At 65.8% G+C, this 18204-nt stretch carries 20 protein-coding genes, 2 tRNA genes and 1 pseudogene; 16 read left to right on the top strand and 7 right to left on the bottom strand.

Going from position 1 to position 18204, the window contains the following annotated elements:
• Positions 1-2 precede the first annotated feature (2 nt).
• A complete protein-coding gene (locus tag CSW63_RS09425) occupies positions 3-839 on the top strand; it encodes an alpha/beta hydrolase (protein ID WP_062094086.1) in 837 nt (278 codons plus the stop codon).
• Here CSW63_RS09425 and pip read toward each other — a convergent pair.
• Positions 836-1825: a prolyl aminopeptidase gene (gene pip / locus CSW63_RS09430; protein WP_062094087.1), complete on the bottom strand. Its 990-nt coding sequence runs from the start codon at positions 1823-1825 to the stop codon at positions 836-838. The two genes, CSW63_RS09425 and pip, sit on opposite strands and share 4 nt — an antisense overlap.
• Before the next feature lie 88 nt (positions 1826-1913).
• On the opposite strand from pip, the gene CSW63_RS09435 reads away from it, so the two are divergent.
• Complete coding sequence (locus tag CSW63_RS09435; RefSeq protein WP_082749351.1) at positions 1914-2174, top strand: low temperature requirement protein A; 261 nt, start codon at positions 1914-1916, stop codon at positions 2172-2174.
• Position 2175: 1 nt separating this feature from the next.
• Here the strand turns inward: CSW63_RS09435 and CSW63_RS09440 are convergent, their stop codons facing one another.
• On the bottom strand, positions 2176-3168 hold the full coding sequence (locus CSW63_RS09440) for an alpha/beta fold hydrolase (protein WP_062094089.1): 993 nt from the start codon (positions 3166-3168) through the stop codon (positions 2176-2178).
• Positions 3169-3283: 115 nt separating this feature from the next.
• Between CSW63_RS09440 and CSW63_RS09445 the strand changes: the two genes are divergently transcribed.
• Complete coding sequence (locus CSW63_RS09445; protein ID WP_062094090.1) at positions 3284-4501, top strand: multidrug effflux MFS transporter; 1218 nt, start codon at positions 3284-3286, stop codon at positions 4499-4501.
• Here CSW63_RS09445 and CSW63_RS09450 read toward each other — a convergent pair.
• A complete protein-coding gene (locus CSW63_RS09450) occupies positions 4492-4869 on the bottom strand; it encodes a DUF423 domain-containing protein (RefSeq protein WP_062094091.1) in 378 nt (125 codons plus the stop codon). The genes CSW63_RS09445 and CSW63_RS09450 overlap by 10 nt on opposite strands.
• 109 nt (positions 4870-4978) lie before the next feature.
• Between CSW63_RS09450 and CSW63_RS09455 the strand changes: the two genes are divergently transcribed.
• Genes CSW63_RS09455 through CSW63_RS09465 form a run of 3 tightly spaced genes read left to right on the top strand, consistent with a single transcriptional unit; the run spans position 4979 to position 7517 of the window.
• Positions 4979-6085, top strand: coding sequence for a hypothetical protein (locus tag CSW63_RS09455; RefSeq protein ID WP_062094092.1), 1107 nt, complete (start codon positions 4979-4981; stop codon positions 6083-6085).
• Positions 6082-7092, top strand: a complete 1011-nt coding sequence (locus CSW63_RS09460; protein WP_099503764.1) for a phosphotransferase family protein — start codon at positions 6082-6084, stop codon at positions 7090-7092. Before CSW63_RS09455 ends, CSW63_RS09460 begins: the two co-directional genes overlap by 4 nt.
• A complete protein-coding gene (locus CSW63_RS09465) occupies positions 7089-7517 on the top strand; it encodes a hypothetical protein (protein ID WP_062095019.1) in 429 nt (142 codons plus the stop codon). Before CSW63_RS09460 ends, CSW63_RS09465 begins: the two co-directional genes overlap by 4 nt.
• 44 nt (positions 7518-7561) lie before the next feature.
• On the opposite strand, the gene CSW63_RS09470 is transcribed toward CSW63_RS09465, so the two are convergent.
• The 3 genes and pseudogenes from CSW63_RS09470 to rlmB all read right to left on the bottom strand — a co-directional run bounded on the left by CSW63_RS09470 (position 7562) and on the right by rlmB (position 11087).
• Positions 7562-8302, bottom strand: coding sequence for a TerC family protein (locus CSW63_RS09470; RefSeq protein WP_062095017.1), 741 nt, complete (start codon positions 8300-8302; stop codon positions 7562-7564).
• 125 nt (positions 8303-8427) lie between these two features.
• Positions 8428-10143, bottom strand: a pseudogene (locus tag CSW63_RS09475) (stalk-specific protein X); the annotation flags it as partial.
• A 107-nt stretch (positions 10144-10250) separates the two neighbouring features.
• On the bottom strand, positions 10251-11087 hold the full coding sequence (gene rlmB / locus CSW63_RS09480; protein WP_062095013.1) for a 23S rRNA (guanosine(2251)-2'-O)-methyltransferase RlmB: 837 nt from the start codon (positions 11085-11087) through the stop codon (positions 10251-10253).
• A 172-nt stretch (positions 11088-11259) separates the two neighbouring features.
• Between rlmB and CSW63_RS09485 the strand changes: the two genes are divergently transcribed.
• From CSW63_RS09485 to CSW63_RS09510, 6 genes are all read left to right on the top strand, one after another.
• Positions 11260-11344, top strand: a tRNA-Tyr gene (locus CSW63_RS09485).
• Positions 11345-11437: 93 nt separating this feature from the next.
• A tRNA-Gly gene (locus tag CSW63_RS09490) sits at positions 11438-11511 on the top strand.
• A 53-nt stretch (positions 11512-11564) separates the two neighbouring features.
• On the top strand, positions 11565-12755 hold the full coding sequence (tuf, locus tag CSW63_RS09495; RefSeq protein ID WP_010919120.1) for an elongation factor Tu: 1191 nt from the start codon (positions 11565-11567) through the stop codon (positions 12753-12755).
• Positions 12756-12927: 172 nt separating this feature from the next.
• Complete coding sequence (locus CSW63_RS09500; RefSeq protein ID WP_082749417.1) at positions 12928-13554, top strand: YdeI family protein; 627 nt, start codon at positions 12928-12930, stop codon at positions 13552-13554.
• A gap of 266 nt (positions 13555-13820) precedes the next feature.
• On the top strand, positions 13821-14219 hold the full coding sequence (locus CSW63_RS09505) for a DUF1489 family protein (RefSeq protein ID WP_062095161.1): 399 nt from the start codon (positions 13821-13823) through the stop codon (positions 14217-14219).
• Positions 14220-14293: 74 nt separating this feature from the next.
• Positions 14294-14383: a hypothetical protein gene (locus CSW63_RS09510; protein WP_127846959.1), complete on the top strand. Its 90-nt coding sequence runs from the start codon at positions 14294-14296 to the stop codon at positions 14381-14383.
• Between the two features lies 1 nt (position 14384).
• Here the strand turns inward: CSW63_RS09510 and panC are convergent, their stop codons facing one another.
• Positions 14385-15242: a pantoate--beta-alanine ligase gene (gene panC / locus CSW63_RS09515; protein WP_062095274.1), complete on the bottom strand. Its 858-nt coding sequence runs from the start codon at positions 15240-15242 to the stop codon at positions 14385-14387.
• A 197-nt stretch (positions 15243-15439) separates the two neighbouring features.
• Between panC and mipZ the strand changes: the two genes are divergently transcribed.
• From mipZ to CSW63_RS09535, 4 genes are all read left to right on the top strand, one after another.
• Positions 15440-16276 carry a division plane-positioning ATPase MipZ gene (gene mipZ / locus CSW63_RS09520; RefSeq protein ID WP_062095163.1) on the top strand — a complete coding sequence of 279 codons (837 nt, stop codon included), beginning with the start codon at positions 15440-15442 and terminating at the stop codon, positions 16274-16276.
• Between the two features lie 73 nt (positions 16277-16349).
• On the top strand, positions 16350-16784 hold the full coding sequence (locus tag CSW63_RS09525) for a DnaJ domain-containing protein (RefSeq protein ID WP_062095165.1): 435 nt from the start codon (positions 16350-16352) through the stop codon (positions 16782-16784).
• A 14-nt stretch (positions 16785-16798) separates the two neighbouring features.
• The gene (locus tag CSW63_RS09530; RefSeq protein ID WP_024265769.1) at positions 16799-16858 is read left to right on the top strand and encodes a hypothetical protein; all 60 of its coding nucleotides are present in this window, start codon (positions 16799-16801) and stop codon (positions 16856-16858) included.
• A gap of 44 nt (positions 16859-16902) precedes the next feature.
• Positions 16903-18183: a PLP-dependent aminotransferase family protein gene (locus CSW63_RS09535; protein WP_062095168.1), complete on the top strand. Its 1281-nt coding sequence runs from the start codon at positions 16903-16905 to the stop codon at positions 18181-18183.
• Positions 18184-18204 lie beyond the last annotated feature (21 nt).

Consider the following 18204-nt stretch of genomic DNA (forward strand, 5'->3'; position numbering starts at 1 on the left):
CGATGGTTCTGATCGCCGCGCTGCTAGCGCCGACGGCGGCGCTGGCGCAGCAACAGGTCTCGCTGTGGCCCAATGGCGCGCCGGGCTTTGAGAGCCGTAAGGCGATTCCGGAGCAGGCCGCCGAGTACTGGGCCAAGAGCATCAATAACCCGTCGATCACGGCCTTTCTGCCGCCCAAGGATGTCGCCACCGGCGCGGCCTTGATCGTGCTTCCGGGCGGCGGCCACCGGATGCTGGTCATTCATCCCGAGGGCACGGACGTGGCCAAGGTGATGAACCCCAAGGGCGTGGCGGTTTTCGTGCTGAAGTACCGGCTCTTCCGGGAAGAGGGCTCACCCTACACGATCGACCACGCGCGCCAGGACGCTGTACGAGCGGTCCGTCATGTTCGCGCCCACGCAGCCGAGTTTGGCGTCGACCCCCGCCGCATCGGTTTGATGGGCTTCTCGGGCGGTGGCGAGGTGGTGAACCTGGCCGTCTACGAAGGCGCGGCGAAAGATCCTAAAGCGGACGCCGTCGACGAGGTCAGCGCCCGCCCGGACTTCCAGGTTCTGATCTATCCCGGCCCGCTGGGCGTGCCACAATGGGTCCCTGCCGACACGCCGCCTGCCTTCATCTTGGCGGCGGACGATGACGAGTGCTGCTCGGCGCCGCCGGTGGAGCTGCTGACCAAGTTCAGAGCCGCCAAGGTTCCGGTGGAGTTCCACCTTTTCCAGTCGGGCGGCCACGCCTTCAACATGGGCTTGCGGACTGACAAGGTCGCGATCAAGGCTTGGCCGGATCGGCTGGGCGACTGGATGGCCGACAATGGCTGGCTGAAAGCGCGCCAGAAACCCTAGCTGACAAGCGCCGCATCGGTGGCCCGCACCAGACCGTCAATGACGCCCGGCTCCGTCGAAGCGTGGCCGGCGTCCCAGACAATGTCGAACCGGGCTTCGGGCCATGCCTTGTGCAGCCGCCAAGCGCTGTCGAGCGGTGTGACGACGTCGAACCGTCCCTGGACGATCCAGCCCGGAATGCCCCGGATGCGGTCGATGTTCTTCAGGATCCAGTCGTCCTCGTCAAAGAACCCCTTGTTGGTGAAGAAGTGGCTCTCGATCCGCGCGAAGGCGATTGCGAAGTCTTCCTCGTTGAACTTGGCGGGACGCGCCTCGGGGCCGCGCAGCGAGATGGTGTCGCCCTCCCACTGACTCCAGGCGGCGGCGGCTTCGAGTTGCACGCGGCGGTCGGGCGCAACGAGGCGACGATGATAGGCGGCCATCAGGTCGCCGCGCTCGTCATCGGGGATAGGGGCCAGGAACCGCTCCCAGGCGTCGGGGAACAGCATTGAGGCGCCGTCCTGGTAGAACCAGCGCAGCTCCTTCTGGGTCAGCAGGAAGATGCCGCGCAGCACCAGGCTGTCCACGCGGTCCGGATGCTTGATGGCGTAAGCCAAGGCGAGGGTCGAGCCCCACGATCCGCCAAACACGGTCCAAGACTTGATTCCGAGATGTTCGCGCAGCCGCTCGATATCGTCGATCAGGCTCCAGGTGGTGTTGTCTTCCAGGCTGGCGTTGGGACGGGAGCGACCGCAGCCGCGTTGGTCGAATAGCGCCATGCGCCACTTGGCCGGGTCGAAGAAGCGTCGCATCGTCGGATTGACCGCGCCGCCAGGGCCGCCGTGCAGGATCACGCAAGGCTTGCCGCGCGGGTTGCCGCATTCCTCGTAATAGATCTCGTGAGGACCGCCGGTGGGCATCCAGCCGAACGAAAACGGCTCGACCTCGCGGAAGAGGCCGCGGCGACCGACGGAACTCATGGCGGCGGCGGAAGCATAACGATCCATGATGCGAACCTAGCGCGTTCGGCGCGGGGTTGTGAACGGCGGATCGCGCCGGGTTCATGCCTTTCGTCGGCTTCTGTATGCTGCGCGCATGACTCAGATCGCGCCCGAAGACTATTCCGACGACGAGCTGCTGGCGATGCTGAAGCCGGTCCAACTGGCCGAACTCGATCGCCAGATCGGCGAGATGTTCAGCGCCGAGGGGGTGGATCGGGTCGAGGCCCTGTTCGCCATGGCCAATGTCTATGCCATGCGCGCGGCCGAGCGTGACGAGACCTCCGCCCTGGCCATGCTGCAACTGGCCGCCGCCATGCGTCGACGCGCCCAGGCGATGGCGGCGGCGCGCAACTGACCTACAGCGGGAACCTGCGGTCCAGCCAGTCCAGGATCGCCGCGTTCACCTCGGCGGGTTTCTCCTGCTGGGTCCAGTGTCCGCTACCCTCGATCAGCACCTTCTCGAGGTCGCTGATCTGGTCGCCCATCCGATCAGCCATGGCGGGAGGGAGAACCACGTCCAGCTCCGCCATGATCATCAGGCAGGGGATGCCGTCCACCCGGCGCGGCAGGTGTTCTGAACGTTCCCAGTTCCGCGTGAAGTTGCGGTACCAGTTGATGCCGCCGGTGAAGCCGGTGCGCTGGAAGGCCTCGACGAAGAAGGCCAGTTCGTCTGGCGTCAGGAACTGATTGTCGTCCGTGGACGGCTCGTAGTGGGCCAGGGCGGTCTGCAAGGCGAGGCTACGCCGCTCGGCCGGTTGGGCCAGGAAGTCTTCTTGCGTACCCTTCGGCTTGCGCATGAAGTAGCGGATGGTCTTCTCGACATCTGCGCCCAATTCCGCATCGGCGACGCCCGGTTTCTGGAAGTGGACGATGTACATGTCCTCGCCATAGGCGTTGCGGTACATCTGGATGGGATCAAGCGGCAGACGCGGGAAGAACGGCGTGTTCAGCCCGATGATCCCGGCGACTCGGCTAGGATGCATCAGCGGCAGTTGCCACACGACGATGCCGCCCCAGTCGTGACCGACGAAGATCGCTTTCTCGACGCCCAGATGGTCGAGCAGGCCGACAAGATCGCCGGTCAGATGCTCCATGTCATAGGCTTCGACCGCCTCTGGTCCTGGCGTCAGGCCATAGCCGCGCTGGTCGGGCGCGATCACCCAGCGGCCGGCCGCAGCGAGCGCGGCAATCTGGTGTCGCCACGAGAACGCCAGCTCCGGGAAGCCGTGACAGAAGACGATGGGAGCGCCCTCGCGCGGGCCGGCCTCGTAGTAAGCCATGCGGATGCCGTTCACCTCGGCGAACTGCGGCGCGGGCATAGCAGGGGTCTTCGCAAGGGTGTCCGTCATGAGCGCTCGATCTCCCGCGATTGTTATGTGATTGGCGATAAGCTGCTGCGCCCGCGCCGGCCCGGCAAGCGTCATTTCCGGTTTCCGTAGGGGCGAAGGGGGGTAAAAGGCCTGCATGATCGAAGCCAGCCCGCCGCCCGCCCACGTTCCGTGGCGCCTTGTCCTGCTTCTCGGCGCGCTGACGGCCTTCGCACCGATGTCGATCGACATGTATCTGTCGAGTCTGCCGTCGATAGGGCGCACCTTGAACGCCGCGCCCGACCAGACCCAGGCGACGCTGGCGGCGTTCTTTGCCGGCATGGCCATTGGCCAGGTCTTCTATGGGCCCGCCTCCGATCGCTTCGGCCGTCGGCCGCCTTTGCTGGTCGGCATTGGCCTATTCATCGTCGCCTCTATCGTCTGCGCGCTCGCACCCAATATCGAGACCCTGATCGCTGCGCGGTTCCTGCAAGCGCTGGGCGGCTGTGCCGGCCCGGTCGTCGCCCGCGCCGTGGTCCGCGACCGCTTCAGCCATACCGACACCGCCCGCGTGCTGTCGCTGATGACCCTGATCATGGGGCTGGCCCCAGTGCTGGCGCCGCAGCTGGGCGGTATCGTCCAGTTCGTCGCGGGCTGGCGCGGCGTATTCTGGACCCTGGTGGTGTTCGGCGCGCTGATCGCGACGTGGGTCGTGGTCAGCCTGACGGAATCCCGCTCGGCCGCCACCGAGGCGCAGGCGCGTACCGAGAATCCTCTGAAGGCCTATGTCGCGCTGTTCGGGATGCGGCGGCTGATGGGCTACGCCCTGGCGGGCGCGTTGAACGGCGCGGTGTTGTTTACCTACATCTCGGGCGCGCCGGAGCTGGTGATGGGGACCTACGGACATAGCCCCCTGATGTTCAACCTCGTCTTCGCCTTCAACGCCGTGGGCATTATCGGCGCCAGCCAGGTCAATCGCTGGCTGTTGCGGCGCGCGGCTCCGGATCAGGTGCTTGCGCGGGCCAGCATCGCCTCCATCGTCGCCGCACTGCTGCTTACGCTCGCGGCGTGGACCGGCTGGGGCGGGCAATGGACGGTCTTGCCTTTGCTGTTCGCGGCGCTCTCGCTCTACGGCCTCATGGGCGGCAACACCATGGCGGGGGCGCTGAGTGTTGATCCGCGTCGCGCGGGCTCGATCTCGGCCTTGATGGGCTCGGCCTCGTTCGGCGCGGGGGCGCTGGCCTCATGGGCGGGCGCGGCGCTGCATGACGGAACGCCCCGCCCGGTGGCCGGCGTGATGTTCGCCTGTCTGGTCGGATCGGCGCTGGCGATCTTCCTGCTGGCCTTGCCGGGCGCGAAGAAGCTTCAGGCCTGACGAAGGCCAAAGCCGCGCCAGGCCATCAACGCCCAGCCCGCCATGAACGACAGGCCGCCGAGCGGCGTGATCATACCCAGGGCGCGCGGCGCGCCCAAGGCCATGGCGTAGAGCGATCCCGAAAACAGAAGAACGCCGACGAAGAACAGCGCGGTCACGACCCCCATGCTCTTGGCCCCCGCGCGATGAAGCGTGAACGCAGCGAAGGCGGCCAGGGCGTGGATCATCTGATACTGCGCGCCGGTCTTCAGCCACTCGACAGCCTTCCAGCCGTCGATCCCGTGCGCGGCGAAGGCGCCGAACGCCACCGCCAACAAGCCGTTCGCCGCCGCGAGGCCTATCCAGGTCCGAGGAGTCCAGCCTTCCATCGGATTTACGCTCCGTCACCGTTGCAATCGTCATCTGCGACCTTAACGTCGATCACCTGGACGTAAAGCCGGCCCATCAGAGCGTCGGCGCGAACAGGGGAGGAACGGCATGGCGCTCACCTGGGGCGACGACTATCCGATCCATCAGACGCCGGAGCCGGTCGCCTACGCCGGTACGGATCGGAACTTCTATGATCGCTACTTTTTCAACGGCTACGCGCCCGAGGGCGATGGGGGCGACCTGTTCTTCGCGGCCGCGTTCGGGGTCTATCCGCACCTGAACATCGCCGATGCTTCGTTCTGCGTGATGAAGGAGGGCAAGCAGGTCAATCTGCATGCTAGCCGCTGGCTGGGCATGGAGCGGATGGACCTGAGGGTCGGCCCGATCTCGATCGAGGTGCTGCAGCCGCTCCAGCGTTTGAAACTGGTCGTTCAGGCCCCCGAGCAAGGAGTCGCGGCCGAGATCATCTTCGAGGGCCGCGCCTTCCCGATCGAGGAGCCACGGTTCATCCGCCGCAACGGTCCCCGCGCCTTCATGGACTACACCCGCCTGACCCAGAACGGCCGCTACAGCGGCTGGGTCGAGGTGGATGGCGTGCGCTCCGCCATCGACGGGTTCGTCGGTACGCGCGACCGGTCGTGGGGCGTGCGGCCCGTCGGCGCGCGCGATCCTCAGGAGCCGGTTCCGCCCGTGCCGCCGCAGTTCTTTTGGCTGTGGAGCCCCTGCAATTTCGCCGATGGCAGCTTCTTCTTTCACACCAACGACGACGAACTGGGCCGCGCCTGGAACCAGCGCGCGGTATGGCTGGAGGATGGCGGGCGCGAGGAGGCGTTCGGGGGCTTTGCGCAATCGTCGTGCGCCATCCGCTGGAAAAGCGGTACGCGCCACGCCGCCTCGGCGAGCCTTGACCTGGGCGAAGGCGGTTCGGTGTCCATCGAACCGCAGACCGAGTTCTTCATGTTGGGCCTGGGCTATACCCATCCGGTCTGGGGCCATGGCCAGAACCAAGGCGAACTGAAGGTCGAGCGGGAAGACTTTGTGCTGGCCGACATCGATCGTCGTCTGCCGCATCACCTGCATGTGCAGGCGCTGAGCCGCGTGACCTATGTCGACGGCCAGGGGAGGTCTCGGCTTGGTCGCGGCGTCTTTGAACAACTGGCCATTGGCCCGCATGCGCCCTCCGGATTCGCCTCGATCCTGGATCTAGCCCCATGAGCCTGACCGATCGCCTTGAGGCGTATCTATCGCGTATCTGGTCGACGCCCGTCGCCGTGTCGGATCTCTCGCGCATTCCTGGCGGCGCCAGCCGCGAGACCTATCGCTTCAACGCCGTGGCCGAAGGCGAAACGCGTCCACTGATCCTGCGTCGCGACCCGCCGGGCAGCCTGATCGAAACCGACCGCAATCTTGAGTACCTCGCGTTCGCGTCCTTTCACGGCTCTCTGCCGGTCCCACGGCCGGTGGCGATGGAGCCCGAGGGCGCGGAGCTCGAGCGACCTTTCTTCATCATGGAGCGGGTGGACGGAGGCGCTGCCGCGTCTCCCTTCACTGTGCTGCCTTACGGTGAACATGCTCGGGGGATCGGCGAGCAGTTCTTTCGGATCCTCGGAACCATAGCCGGCGCGGATCCCACCAACCTGCCGCTGGCCAAGGCGGCCGAGCGGCCGGCGCCCGAAGACTGTTGGCGGATCGCGCTCGACCACTGGACCAAAGTGATCGAGGACGACCAGCAGCATCCCCAGCCGATCGTCTGGGCGGCGATCCGCGCGCTGCGTCGCCGCCCGCCACCGCCGGCCCAGACGGTGCGTGTGGTCCATGGCGACTACCGCACCGGCAACTTCCTGCACGATGGTGCGGGCAAGATCCTGGCGATCCTGGACTGGGAAATGGTCCATCTCGGCGATCCGCTGGAGGATCTGGGCTGGGCCATGGATCCGCTCTGGGGTCACTTCGAAGCCGATAAGGTTGGCGGCATGCTGCCGCGTGACGAGGCTCTGGCCCTATGGCGCGAGGCCAGCGGGTTGCAGGTGGATGAGACAGCGCTTGCCTGGTGGTCGCTGTTCAACGCGGTGAAGGGTCAGGCCATCTGGACGTCTGCGGCCAAGGAGTATCGTGACGGCGGGTTCAAGGACCCAGTCCTGGCGATCTCGGGTTGGTACACCGCGCGCCGCCACGACCAGATCCTGGCCGAGGCGCTGATGCGCATGGAGGGGCTGTCATGACGCCGAGCGTACCCGATATCCTGGTCGGTAACTTCATGTGCATGGCCGACCCCGGGCCGCCGGAACAACAGGGCGAGTTCCTGGCTGGCAAGGTGGCAGTGGTGGCGCTGCTTTCACTACTTGCGGCTCAGGAAGCCGAGCGCGGCGCGGCGGCGCGGGTGACCGAGAACGCCGCCATCCGCGAAATCCTCGCCGAGGCCGCCTTGGACTATAGTCTGCAAGGTGACTGGCCCGCCGACCCCGCCGAACCGACGATCAGTGGCCTGGATCGGGTGAACGCCGCCCTGCGGCTGGCGCTGATGAATCTTCACGAGATGGTAGAGGCGCGAGGGGACACGGTTCGCCATAGCAGCATACTGCGTCTCTATGCGCGAATGGCCGAGCTTCGGCGTCTCGACCTTCCGCCGTTGCCGGGCGCCCGTTAGGTTTGAAAAGGCAGCGTTCAATATGTTTGAGCGCTGACGCCTAATCAGCGGTGCTTGTTATGCTGCGTGACCTCATCCGGCTTGATGTCCAGCGGGCCGGGCGCAGCGGCGTTGTAGGCGGCCGTCTGGTTGAGATCGATCACGACGCTGCGGTGACCCTGCCAGATCATGTGGAGCGCCACATACAGCACGATCGCCAGGCCGATGAATCCGATCCAGCGGTGCTTGTGCAGCAGGTTGGCGATGGCCGTCGCGGCCACGCCCATCAGGATGATCGACAGAATTAGGCCAAACACCAGAATGCCGGGATGCTCACGGGCCGCGCCGGCGACGGCGAGGACGTTGTCCAGCGACATCGAGACGTCGGCGATCAGCACTTGCAGGAAGGCGGCCTTGAAGGTCTTGGCCGGGCGGGCGCGCGGTTCGGTGTTGGGGTCGTTGTCGATCGAGGCCATGGCGTCGGCCTCGTCATGCGTGGTTTGTTCGCGCAGCTCGCGCCACATCTTCCAGCAGACCCAGAGCAGCAGGAAGCCGCCGGCGAGAAGCAGGCCGACCACGCCGAGCAGCCAGGTGGTGATCAGGGCGAAGGTGATCCGCAGCACAACCGCCGCGCCCAGGCCGTAGAGGATGACCTTCTTGCGATCCTTGGCCGGCAAGCCCCCTGCGGCGAGGCCCACGGCGACGGCGTTGTCGCCAGCCAGCACGAGGTCGATCATCAGAACTTGCAAGAGGGCGGTCAGCGGGCCTTGGAAGGCGCCGAGCTGGGCGATCAGAGCGTCGAACATGTCATCTCAATGCGGTGACGCGCCCAACGATGCAAGGCGCAAAAGGCGTCACGGCCTGTCGCCAAAAGAAAAGAGCTCCGGATCCAGGGACCCGGAGCTCAATCTCTTTGACACGGCTCGTCCTAGTGGTGGGTGAGCTCGGGTTGTTTCTGGTGCGCCCCATGATCGTCGTGGCCGTGGCCATGATCATCGTGAGCCTCGGCATGGTCGGCATGGTCGGCATGACCGTCGTGGCCTTGGTGATTGTCGTGGCCGTGGTCGTGCGCGTCACCATGATCGTCGTGATGGCTGGCGGTCGTCGCGGCCAGCATCGGGTTCACATAGGAAACATGCTCGGCGGGCGCGTGAGGCTCGGGATGCGCGCCGGCGTGCAGCTCGTGGCCATTGTGATCGTCATGGCCGTGGGCCTCTTGCCCATGGCTGTGGTCGTCGTGCGCGTGAACCGGGGTCTCGTGACCATGAGCGTGGTCATGATGATCGTCATGGTGCGACAGGGTCGAAGCCGCCACTGCGCCTGCGGCCGCGCCACCGGCGGCGGCCATGAACGGGTTGACGTGCGACACGTGCGTGCTGGCCGGCGGCGCGTCGAACTCCATCTCGTTGCGGCCATAGTCGGTCAGCGTGCGATACTTCCGCTGGCGCTCGGCCTTGCGGCGCGCGGCGGCGGCGCTCCGCGACACGGCGACCAAGATGATCAGCGCCAGCAAGACCAACGCCGCGCCAAGCACGGTCTTGATCGGCGTCGGACCCACGCCCGGCAGCGAGATCTTGCCGTTCAGCGCGCCGAGATCCAGCTTGTTGACGCCCTTCTTGGCCTCAGCGGGCAGGGCGGCGACGCGCTTGCTGATCTCGCCGAGCGAGAAGCCTTGCGGCGCCTTCGCGCCGGTCATCTCGACGCCGAACTCCGACTTCAGCTGACCTTTCGCCTCCGGGCCCGGCTTGACCTGCCAGGCGAAGGTGGTCGGCTCGCCGGGTTTGACCACAGCGGTCTGGCGACCGTTCGGCGTGATTTCATAGCCTTCGCCCTCGAGTTCGGCGTAGGCGCTGGTCTTCTTGGCCGCCTTGCCCAAGCCGAGCTTGGCGGCTTCCTTTTTGATCATGTCGCCCAAGGTCGCGGGCAGCGCCAGGGTCACCTGGCCGGGCTGGCCCTTGCCCAGGCTCTCACCGGTCGCCAGCACGGCGCCGTTGGTCGCCGCCGGGGCGACCGCCGCTTGTAGCTGCTCGAGCTTGGTCGGCGGCTTGGCGGGGGCTGCGGGCGGCTTTGGCGGGATGGCCGCCACGACGGGCGGCTTGGCCAGCGGCGCGGCGGGCTGTGCAGGTTGAACGGCCTTCACCGGTGCGGGAGCGGGCGCGATCGTCTTCGGCGTCACAGGCTTGACCGCCGCGACGACAGCCGGCTTGGCGACAGGTTTCGACGGCGTGGCCGAACCCTGGGTCTGTACGGTGGCGTGAACGCGGTGCGGCCGCGCCGGCGCGGCGTAGTGTTTCGGGTTGGGGATCGGCCGCATGGCCGTGACCAGCGTCCCGTCGGGACGGCGCCAAGTCCGCAGACGCGAATTGTGCGTGGGCGCGGGCAGGGGGCGCACAGCGTCAGCTTTCGCCTGCGCCTGGGCTTGGTTCGAGGCTGACGCTGTCGGACCGCCCAGCAGACCATCCGGAGCTTCCGAAGCGCTGGGGGGCGGCGGTGCGCCCATCAGTTCCGGCGCCTGTGACGAACTCTGATGATCGCTCGGCGGTGGCGGCGCCGAAGCGGAGGGTTCGCCAGCGCTACATCCCACAAGCGCCAGAACACCGACCGCCGACGTCGCCAAAGCGACTAAGCGTACCTTACGTCCAAACATCGGGTCCCCCGATCCCATGTCAGATTCCTCCGCGAAGCAACGCTCGCGGACCACTGTTCGCGAGAAGAGCACGAGCTTGCGACGAAATCAAAACGGTTAAGGGAGATTCACGAAACGATTTCGTCCGCTGCGCGAACTTTCGAAGCTTCATACAGAGCGATCGCCGCTGCTGCCGATACATTCAGGCTCTCAAATCCGCCCGGCATGGGGATTTTACCCAAGGCGTCGCAGTGCTCGGCGACGAGGCGACGCACGCCTTCGCCTTCAGACCCCAAAACGAGGACGGTCGGTTGCGTGTCGAGCACTGACGCCAGGCTCTCTTCGGCTTCGCCGGCCAGGGCCACCGCTCGCCATCCCAGGTCGGCGAGCTCCTCTAGAGCGCGCGACAAGTTGACCACGCGCGCGTAGGGCGCCTTGTCGACCGCGCCGACGGCGGTCTTGGCCAGAACGCCGCTCAGGGCGGGGGCGTGGCGATCCTGCAGGATCACGCCTTTGGCCCCGAACGCCGCTGCCGATCGGAAGATCGCGCCGATATTTTGCGGGTCGGTGATCTGGTCCAGCATGACCAGAAAGCCCTTCGCCGGCGTTCCCAGTTCGGCGATCGTCAACGGCTCCGGCTCGTCAATCTTCAAGGCCAGGCCCTGGTGCACCGCACCCGGCGGAAGCTGCTTGGCGATCTCCTGACCTTCCATCACCTGCAGGCAGCTCAGTTTCTGTAGATGCGGGGCGAGTCGTTTGGCGCGGTCGGGCGTGGCCAGGAGGCGCTTCGGCGCAGGTCGGCGGGGATTGGAAAGGGCGGCTTCGACGGCGTGAGTCCCCCAGATCCAGTCCTTGGCGTCGCCTTGGCCTCTGGAAAAATCGTTCTGTTTCCGAGGCTTGGAACGAAAATCGCGTCCTTGTGCAGAAGGTCGCTTCCGGTCGTTGCGTTCGGAATGAGAGGACACTATAAGACGCGCTCCGATTTGGGGCCCCAAGGGTTTCTCGGCCGGCCGGCGCTGCTCTTAGCATCGTCCGTCACTGGTCCAAGAAGCTTTTGTTCCAGTTCGAAGTTCAGCGCTTGCCGTTGGTCATCGAACCGGATAAAGGCCGCCGGCTTCGGAACTCCATCGCGTGCTTGGGGGAATGTCCCGAGTGGCAAAGGGGGGGACTGTAAATCCCCTGGCGTAAGCCTTCGTAGGTTCGAGTCCTACTTCCCCCACCAGGCGCGCGGTGAGTTTCGGAAGGCAGCATGGGTGTCCCAGAGCCGAAAGACCGGGAGCCGATCGCGACCCCGCTAGCCCCGAAGGGTGATTGGGCGGGTATAGCACAATGGTAGTGCAGCAGCCTTCCAAGCTGAGGATGCGGGTTCGATTCCCGCTACCCGCTCCAGCTCCCCGAGAGTTATTCCCAACAACCCAGCCGCCGGCGCGAAGGTAGAGACGATGGCCAAGGAAAAGTTCGAACGCACTAAGCCGCACTGCAACATCGGCACCATTGGTCACGTTGACCATGGCAAGACGACGCTGACCGCCGCGATCACGATGACGCTGGCGAAGTCGGGCGGTGCGACGGCGAAGAAGTACGACGAAATCGACGCGGCGCCGGAAGAAAAGGCCCGCGGCATCACGATCAACACCGCGCACGTGGAATATGAGACGGCCAACCGTCACTACGCCCACGTCGACTGCCCCGGCCACGCCGACTACGTGAAGAACATGATCACGGGCGCGGCGCAGATGGACGGCGCGATCCTGGTGGTTTCGGCCGCTGACGGCCCGATGCCGCAGACCCGCGAGCACATCCTGCTGGCCCGTCAGGTCGGCGTGCCGGCTCTGGTCGTGTTCATGAACAAGGTCGACATGGTCGACGACGAAGAGCTGCTGGAGCTCGTCGAAATGGAAGTGCGCGAGCTGCTGAGCAGCTACCAGTTCCCGGGCGACGACATCCCGATCACCAAGGGTTCGGCTCTGGCCGCCGTTGAAGGTCGTGATCCGCAAATCGGCGAAGAGAAGATCCTGGAGCTGATGGCTTCGGTCGACGCCTACATCCCGCAGCCGGAACGCCCCGTCGACATGCCGTTCCTGATGCCGGTCGAAGACGTGTTCTCGATCTCGGGCCGCGGCACCGTGGTGACCGGTCGCGTCGAGCGCGGCATCGTGAAGGTCGGTGAAGAAGTCGAAATCGTCGGCATCCGTCCGGTCCAGAAGACGACCTGCACGGGCGTCGAAATGTTCCGCAAGCTGCTGGACCAAGGTCAAGCCGGCGACAACGTGGGCGTGCTGCTGCGCGGCACCAAGCGTGAAGACGTCGAGCGCGGCCAAGTGCTGTGCAAGCCGGGTTCGATCACGCCGCACACCAAGTTCGTGGCCGAAGCCTACATCCTGACCAAGGAAGAAGGCGGCCGTCACACTCCGTTCTTCACCAACTACCGTCCGCAGTTCTACTTCCGCACGACGGACGTGACGGGCATCATCAAGCTGCGCGAAGGCGTGGAAATGATCATGCCGGGCGACAACGCCGAGCTGGACGTCGAGCTGATCACCCCGATCGCCATGGAAGAGAAGCTGCGCTTCGCCATCCGTGAAGGCGGCCGCACCGTCGGCGCCGGCGTCGTCGCCAAGATCGTTGAATAACGATCATCGCGACCGTGCTTGAGTTCACCAGAAGCGCCTCGCGCTTCTGGCGGGCCAAGATCGTTGAATAATCCAACGATCTTCAGCGCACGCTGAACTGATCTAAGCGAAGGCCCCGGAGAGCATTCTCCGGGGCCTTTTGCTTTTCCGCTGAAAAGTCGAAAGTCGGGTCATGGCGATGATCACCGATCCCGACGACTTCTTCACCAAAGGCTGCGGGCGATGCTCACGGTTCGCCACGCCCGACTGCTCGACCCGCCCGTGGATCGATGGCCTGAACGCCCTGCGCCGCCTCTGTCTGGAGATGGGCCTGGAGGAGACCGCCAAGTGGGCCCACCCCTGCTACATGCACGCCGGGCGAAACATCGCGCTTCTGGGCGCGTTCAGGGGCGACTTCCTGATCAGTTTCCTGAACGCGGGTCTGCTCATCGATGACGCGGGTGTGCTGAAGGCGCCGGGTCCCAATAGCCAAACCCCGAGCGTTATTCGCTTCACCACGGTCACCGCAGTTGAGGCGCTCGCTCCCACGATCCGCGCCTATTTGCGCCAGCTGATGGATCACGCCGAGGCGGGAACCAAGCCGCCCAAGACGGCCCGCGAGATCGACATGCCCGATGAACTGACCGAGGCGCTCGACGCGGACCCTGTGCTGGCCGAGGCCTTCCACGCGCTGACGCCCGGGCGGCAACGGAGCTATCTTCTCGCTTTGAACCAGGCCAAGCAGTCAGCGACCCGGATCGCGCGGATCGAAAAATTTCGCGACAAGATCATCGCGGGTAAGGGCGCCTTGGAGCGATAGGGCCGTTCCGGCCCACAACGGGCGGGGTTAGACTAGGCTCCTGAGGGCCTGGAGTCGCTGACGCAGCGCCATAAACGAGACCGCCGCTGCGGACGCCTCCCACAAGACGTCCGTAACGGCGGCAGGGGTCTCCTGGACCCGCTCGCGCCCCCACATCGAACGCGATTGGCGCTAAGGGATAACGGTGTCATGCGGGCGTCGACCAGTTTCTCCCCTTGGGCGAACCTTCATATTGCCTTGCCCCGGCGGCGCGCTATCTACGCGCCATGGCGCTGCACATCATCAAGCTGGTCGTCGGCTGCGACACGATCGACGACCTCGTGGCCTGGCACAGGACGGGCGAGCCGTGGGTGATGCATACCCGCATGACGCCCAAGCGTATCCCCGAAGTATTGGATGGCGGTTCGCTGTACCGGGTGTTCAAGGGACAGGTGCTTTGCCGCCAGAAGATCCTGGCCATCGACACAGTCGGTTCCGGCGCCGCCTCGCGCTGCGAGGTGACGGTGGATCCGACCATTATCCGGGTGGCCCCGCAGCCGCGACGCGCATTTCAGGGCTGGCGTTATCTGAAGCCCGAGGATGCGCCGCCAGATCTTAGCGAGACCGAGGCCGCTGACCTGCCCGCTGATCTGGCGCGTCAGTTGCGCGAGCTCGGCGCCTGGTAACTTTGGCGGGCGCATTAGCTTTGTGGCAACCAGTGCGGGTGTTTTCTGTTCTACGAGGGAACAGGAGGGCCGTCATGAAAGCCGGTTATGCCGCCTTGGGCGTGGGAATGTTGTTCGTGGGACTGATTGGTGGGCTGCTGATCGCGCTGCGCCCCATCGGATAAGTCAATTGACCGCCATGTTGTCGATCAGGCGGGTTTTGCCCAGCCAGGCGGCGACAAGGATGCGCCCGGCCGCTCCGGCGATCGGGCCGGGACCCAGCCGGGAGAGGTCGCTGGCTTCTCGCACCTCGACATAGTCGACCTGACCAAAGCCGGCCGCCTTCAAGGCGGTCACCGCCGCCTGCTCAGCATCTTCGATGCGAGCGCCAGCGGCGACTGCGGCGGCCGCGGCCTTCATCGCTGTCGGCAGGGCCACGGCGGCCGCGCGCTCTTCCCCAGAAAGATAGGCGTTGCGTGAGGAGAGGGCGAGGCCGTCCTCCGCGCGGGCGGTGGGCGCGCCGATGATCTCCACCGGGATGTCCAGATCGCGAGCCATGCGGCGAACGACTTGAAGCTGCTGATAGTCCTTCTCGCCAAACACCGCGACGTCGGCCTGCGACTGGATGAACAGCTTGGCGACCACCGTCGCCACCCCGCCAAAGAACTGAGGCCGGGCGGCGCCCTCCAGCGGCTCGGACACGCCCGACACGCTCACCAGGGTTGAGAAGCCAGGTGCGTACATCTCTGCGGCGTTTGGGGCGAACATCAGATCGCAGTCCACAGAGGCGAGCTTCTCGGCGTCGACGGTTTCGCCGCGCGGATAGGCGTCGAAGTCCTCGTGAGGGGCGAACTGTTTGGGATTGACGAACACTGTGGCGATTACGCGCTGGGCGTGCTGCTGGGCAAGGCGCACCAGCGACAGGTGGCCGTCATGCAGGGCGCCCATGGTCGGAACGACCGCCACACGTTGTCCGGCGGCCTTCCAGGCGCGCACGTGCTCGCGCATCTCGGCGACGGTACGGACAATGATCGGGCTGGTCATGCGGGCCTCCACGCGAACTGGCGAGCGCTTATGGCCTTCCAGATGGCGAAGGTCCACCATCCCCCGAGGAGAAGGCTTATCCAGGCTGCGACAATAAGGTCTGTGGATTGAGACCTTTAGGCCTCTCTAGCGGCTGAAGACATCGTGTTAACGTTCAATTAAGAGTCGCTGAGTCGCGACGCAGAGGGACCCAAGCCATGGCCGAAACGCGCGTTATCGTCGTCGGCAACGAGAAGGGCGGCGCTGGCAAGTCGACCATCGCCGTGCACCTCGTCACCGCGTTGTTGTACGGCGGCGCCAAGGTCGCCGTGATCGACCTGGACCTGCGCCAGCGCACGTCTGCGCGGTTCTTCGAGAACCGTCGTGCGTGGCTTGAGAACAAGAAGATCGAGCTGCCCGAGCCGCTCGCCCTGAATCTCAGCGACAACGACGTCGCGCTGGCCGAACGGTCGGAAGAGGAGCAGGTGGTCGGATTCGAGGCCGCCTTCGCCAAGGCCTTGGCCGAATGCGACTTCGTGCTGATCGACACCCCCGGCGGCGACAGCGCCATCACCCGCATGGCGCACGGGCGCGCGGACCTGGTGGTCACGCCGATGAACGATAGCTTCGTCGACTTTGACATGCTGGGCACGGTGGATCCGGTGAGCCTGGAGCTGACAAAACCCAGCCTCTATTCGCTGACCGTTTGGGAGGGCCGCAAGCAGCGCGCTCTGTCGGGCCAGCGTCAGGCGATGGACTGGGTGGTGCTGCGCAACCGTCTGGCCACCACTGAAGCCCGTAACCGCAAGCGTCTTGAGGACCGCCTCAATGCGCTGGCCAAGCGCGTTGGCTTCCGGATCGGACCCGGCCTGCGCGACCGCGTGATCTATCGCGAATTGTTCCCGTTCGGCCTGACCATCGCCGACCTGTCGCCGCAGGTGCGTCCGGTGCCGGTGTCGCTGCAACACCTGGCGGCGCGCCAGGAGCTGCGGGCCCTGATGCACAGCCTGGGTCTCTCAGCCTATTCCGGCGAAACCATGCTGGCGGCGCAGTAGGCGCGCGGCTACACATTGAAGCGAGCGGGCGGCCAGGGTGACCTCGCCGCCCGTTTTCGTTCTTGGAGCGTCGATGATCTATCTGCTGCTGGGCGCGGTGATTATCACCTTCCTGCTCTGGCCGCGTGGCCGGACGCTGTTGAAGGGCGACGGCTGGCGCGTGGGGGCAGGGGCTGCGGCGATGGTCGCCTTCGCGGTGGCGGCCTATGCGACGATCCGAGGCGCGTGGGGCACGGGCATCGTGCTGGGGATTGTCGGTCTATGGAGCGCCACCGAGGCGCGGCGGCGGCCGATCGTACGCCGCGAAGTGGTCCACCCGCCCAAGCCAGAACTCAGCCTTGCTGAGGCCCGCGCGATCCTGGGGGTCGGGCCGGAGGCGAGCCTGGCCGAGGTCAAGGCCGCCTACACCCGCCTGATCCAGATGGCGCATCCCGACAAGGGCGGCACCGAGGGGCTCGCCGCCCAACTGAACGCGGCGCGGGATCGTTTGATCAAGCCGCGCGGCTAAGCTAGGGTTTCAGCATGATCAATCGCGAACGCTTCTGGCGCCGCCGCTCGTCAGGCCAAACCTGCTCGGTATGACGCTCTGAACCCGGTTCAGGACGGGCCGCGACCTGTGGCTCCCGATGTCATCTTCAGTTCGGACTTTGATCACTCCCATGACGACCCAGACCCAAGAGCGCGCCCAGGATTGGGCTGGCCGCTTCAGCGAACGTATGAGCCGCGTCCGCGCCAGTGAAATCCGCGAACTCCTCAAGTTGCTCGACCAGCCCGACATTCTCTCCTTCGCCGGCGGCATTCCCGACCCTGGCCTGTTCCCGGCAGAGGAGATCCAGAAGGGTTACGACGCTATTCTCGCCGATCCTGTCCTGTCGCGGCAGGCGCTGCAGTACTCGGTCAGCGAGGGCTACCTGCCGCTGCGCCAGTGGATCGCCGAGCGGATGACCCGCGATGGCATGCCGTGCGATCCGGACAACATCATGCTGACAGCCGGCTCGCAGCAGGCGCTGGACCTGATCGGCAAGCTGTTCCTGACCAAAGGCGACACGGTGATGGTCGCGCGGCCGACCTATCTGGGCGCGCTGCAGGCCTTCAATGGCTATGAGCCGGCCTACCTGGATCTGCCCGAGACGGCGCTGAGCCAAGGCGTCGACGAGGCGGCCCTGATGGCGGGGCGCGCGCCGCGTCCGCTGGGCTATTTCGTGCCTGACTTCGCCAACCCCACCGGTGTCAGCCTGACCCTGGCCGAGCGCGAGGCGCTGCTGGCCATGGCCGATCGCCTCGACATGACCCTGGTCGAGGATGCCGCCTATCGCGAACTGCGGTTCGTGGGGGAGCCGACGCCGACAGTCTTGGGCCTCGACATCGCCCGCGCCGGCGGGATCGACAACGCCCGGACGCTGTTCTTGGGCACGCTGTCCAAAACCCTATCTCCGGCCCTTCGGATCGGCTGGGTCTGCGGTCCCAAGCCGGTGATCGAGAAACTGGTGCTCCTGAAGCAGGGGGCGGACCTGCATGTCTCGACGATCAACCAGATGGTCGCTCATCGCGCGGTGAGCGAAGGTTATGACCAGCATCTGCATCGCCTGCGCGGAGCCTATGGCGCCAAGGCCCGGGTGATGCTGGCGGCGCTGGAGCGGACCATGCCCAAGGGCGTGACCTGGTCGCATCCGGAAGGCGGCATGTTCGTCTGGATCGATCTGCCCGAAGGCGTCGACGGGGCGGCGTTGCTTGCGCGGGCCATCGAGGAGGAGCGAGTGGCCTTTGTCCCGGGAGCGCCCTTCTTCGCGGAGAAGCAGACCCCCAACGCCATCCGCCTTAGCTACTCGCTGCCGACAGACGCGCAGATCGAGGAGGGCGTGCAGCGGCTTGCGCGCCTGATCACCAAGGTGATCGGCGGCGATTAAGCCTCGCGGAAGGGGCCTGAA

It is taken from the genome of Caulobacter sp. FWC26 (assembly GCF_002742645.2).
In the GTDB taxonomy this organism is placed as follows: Bacteria; Pseudomonadota; Alphaproteobacteria; order Caulobacterales; family Caulobacteraceae; genus Caulobacter.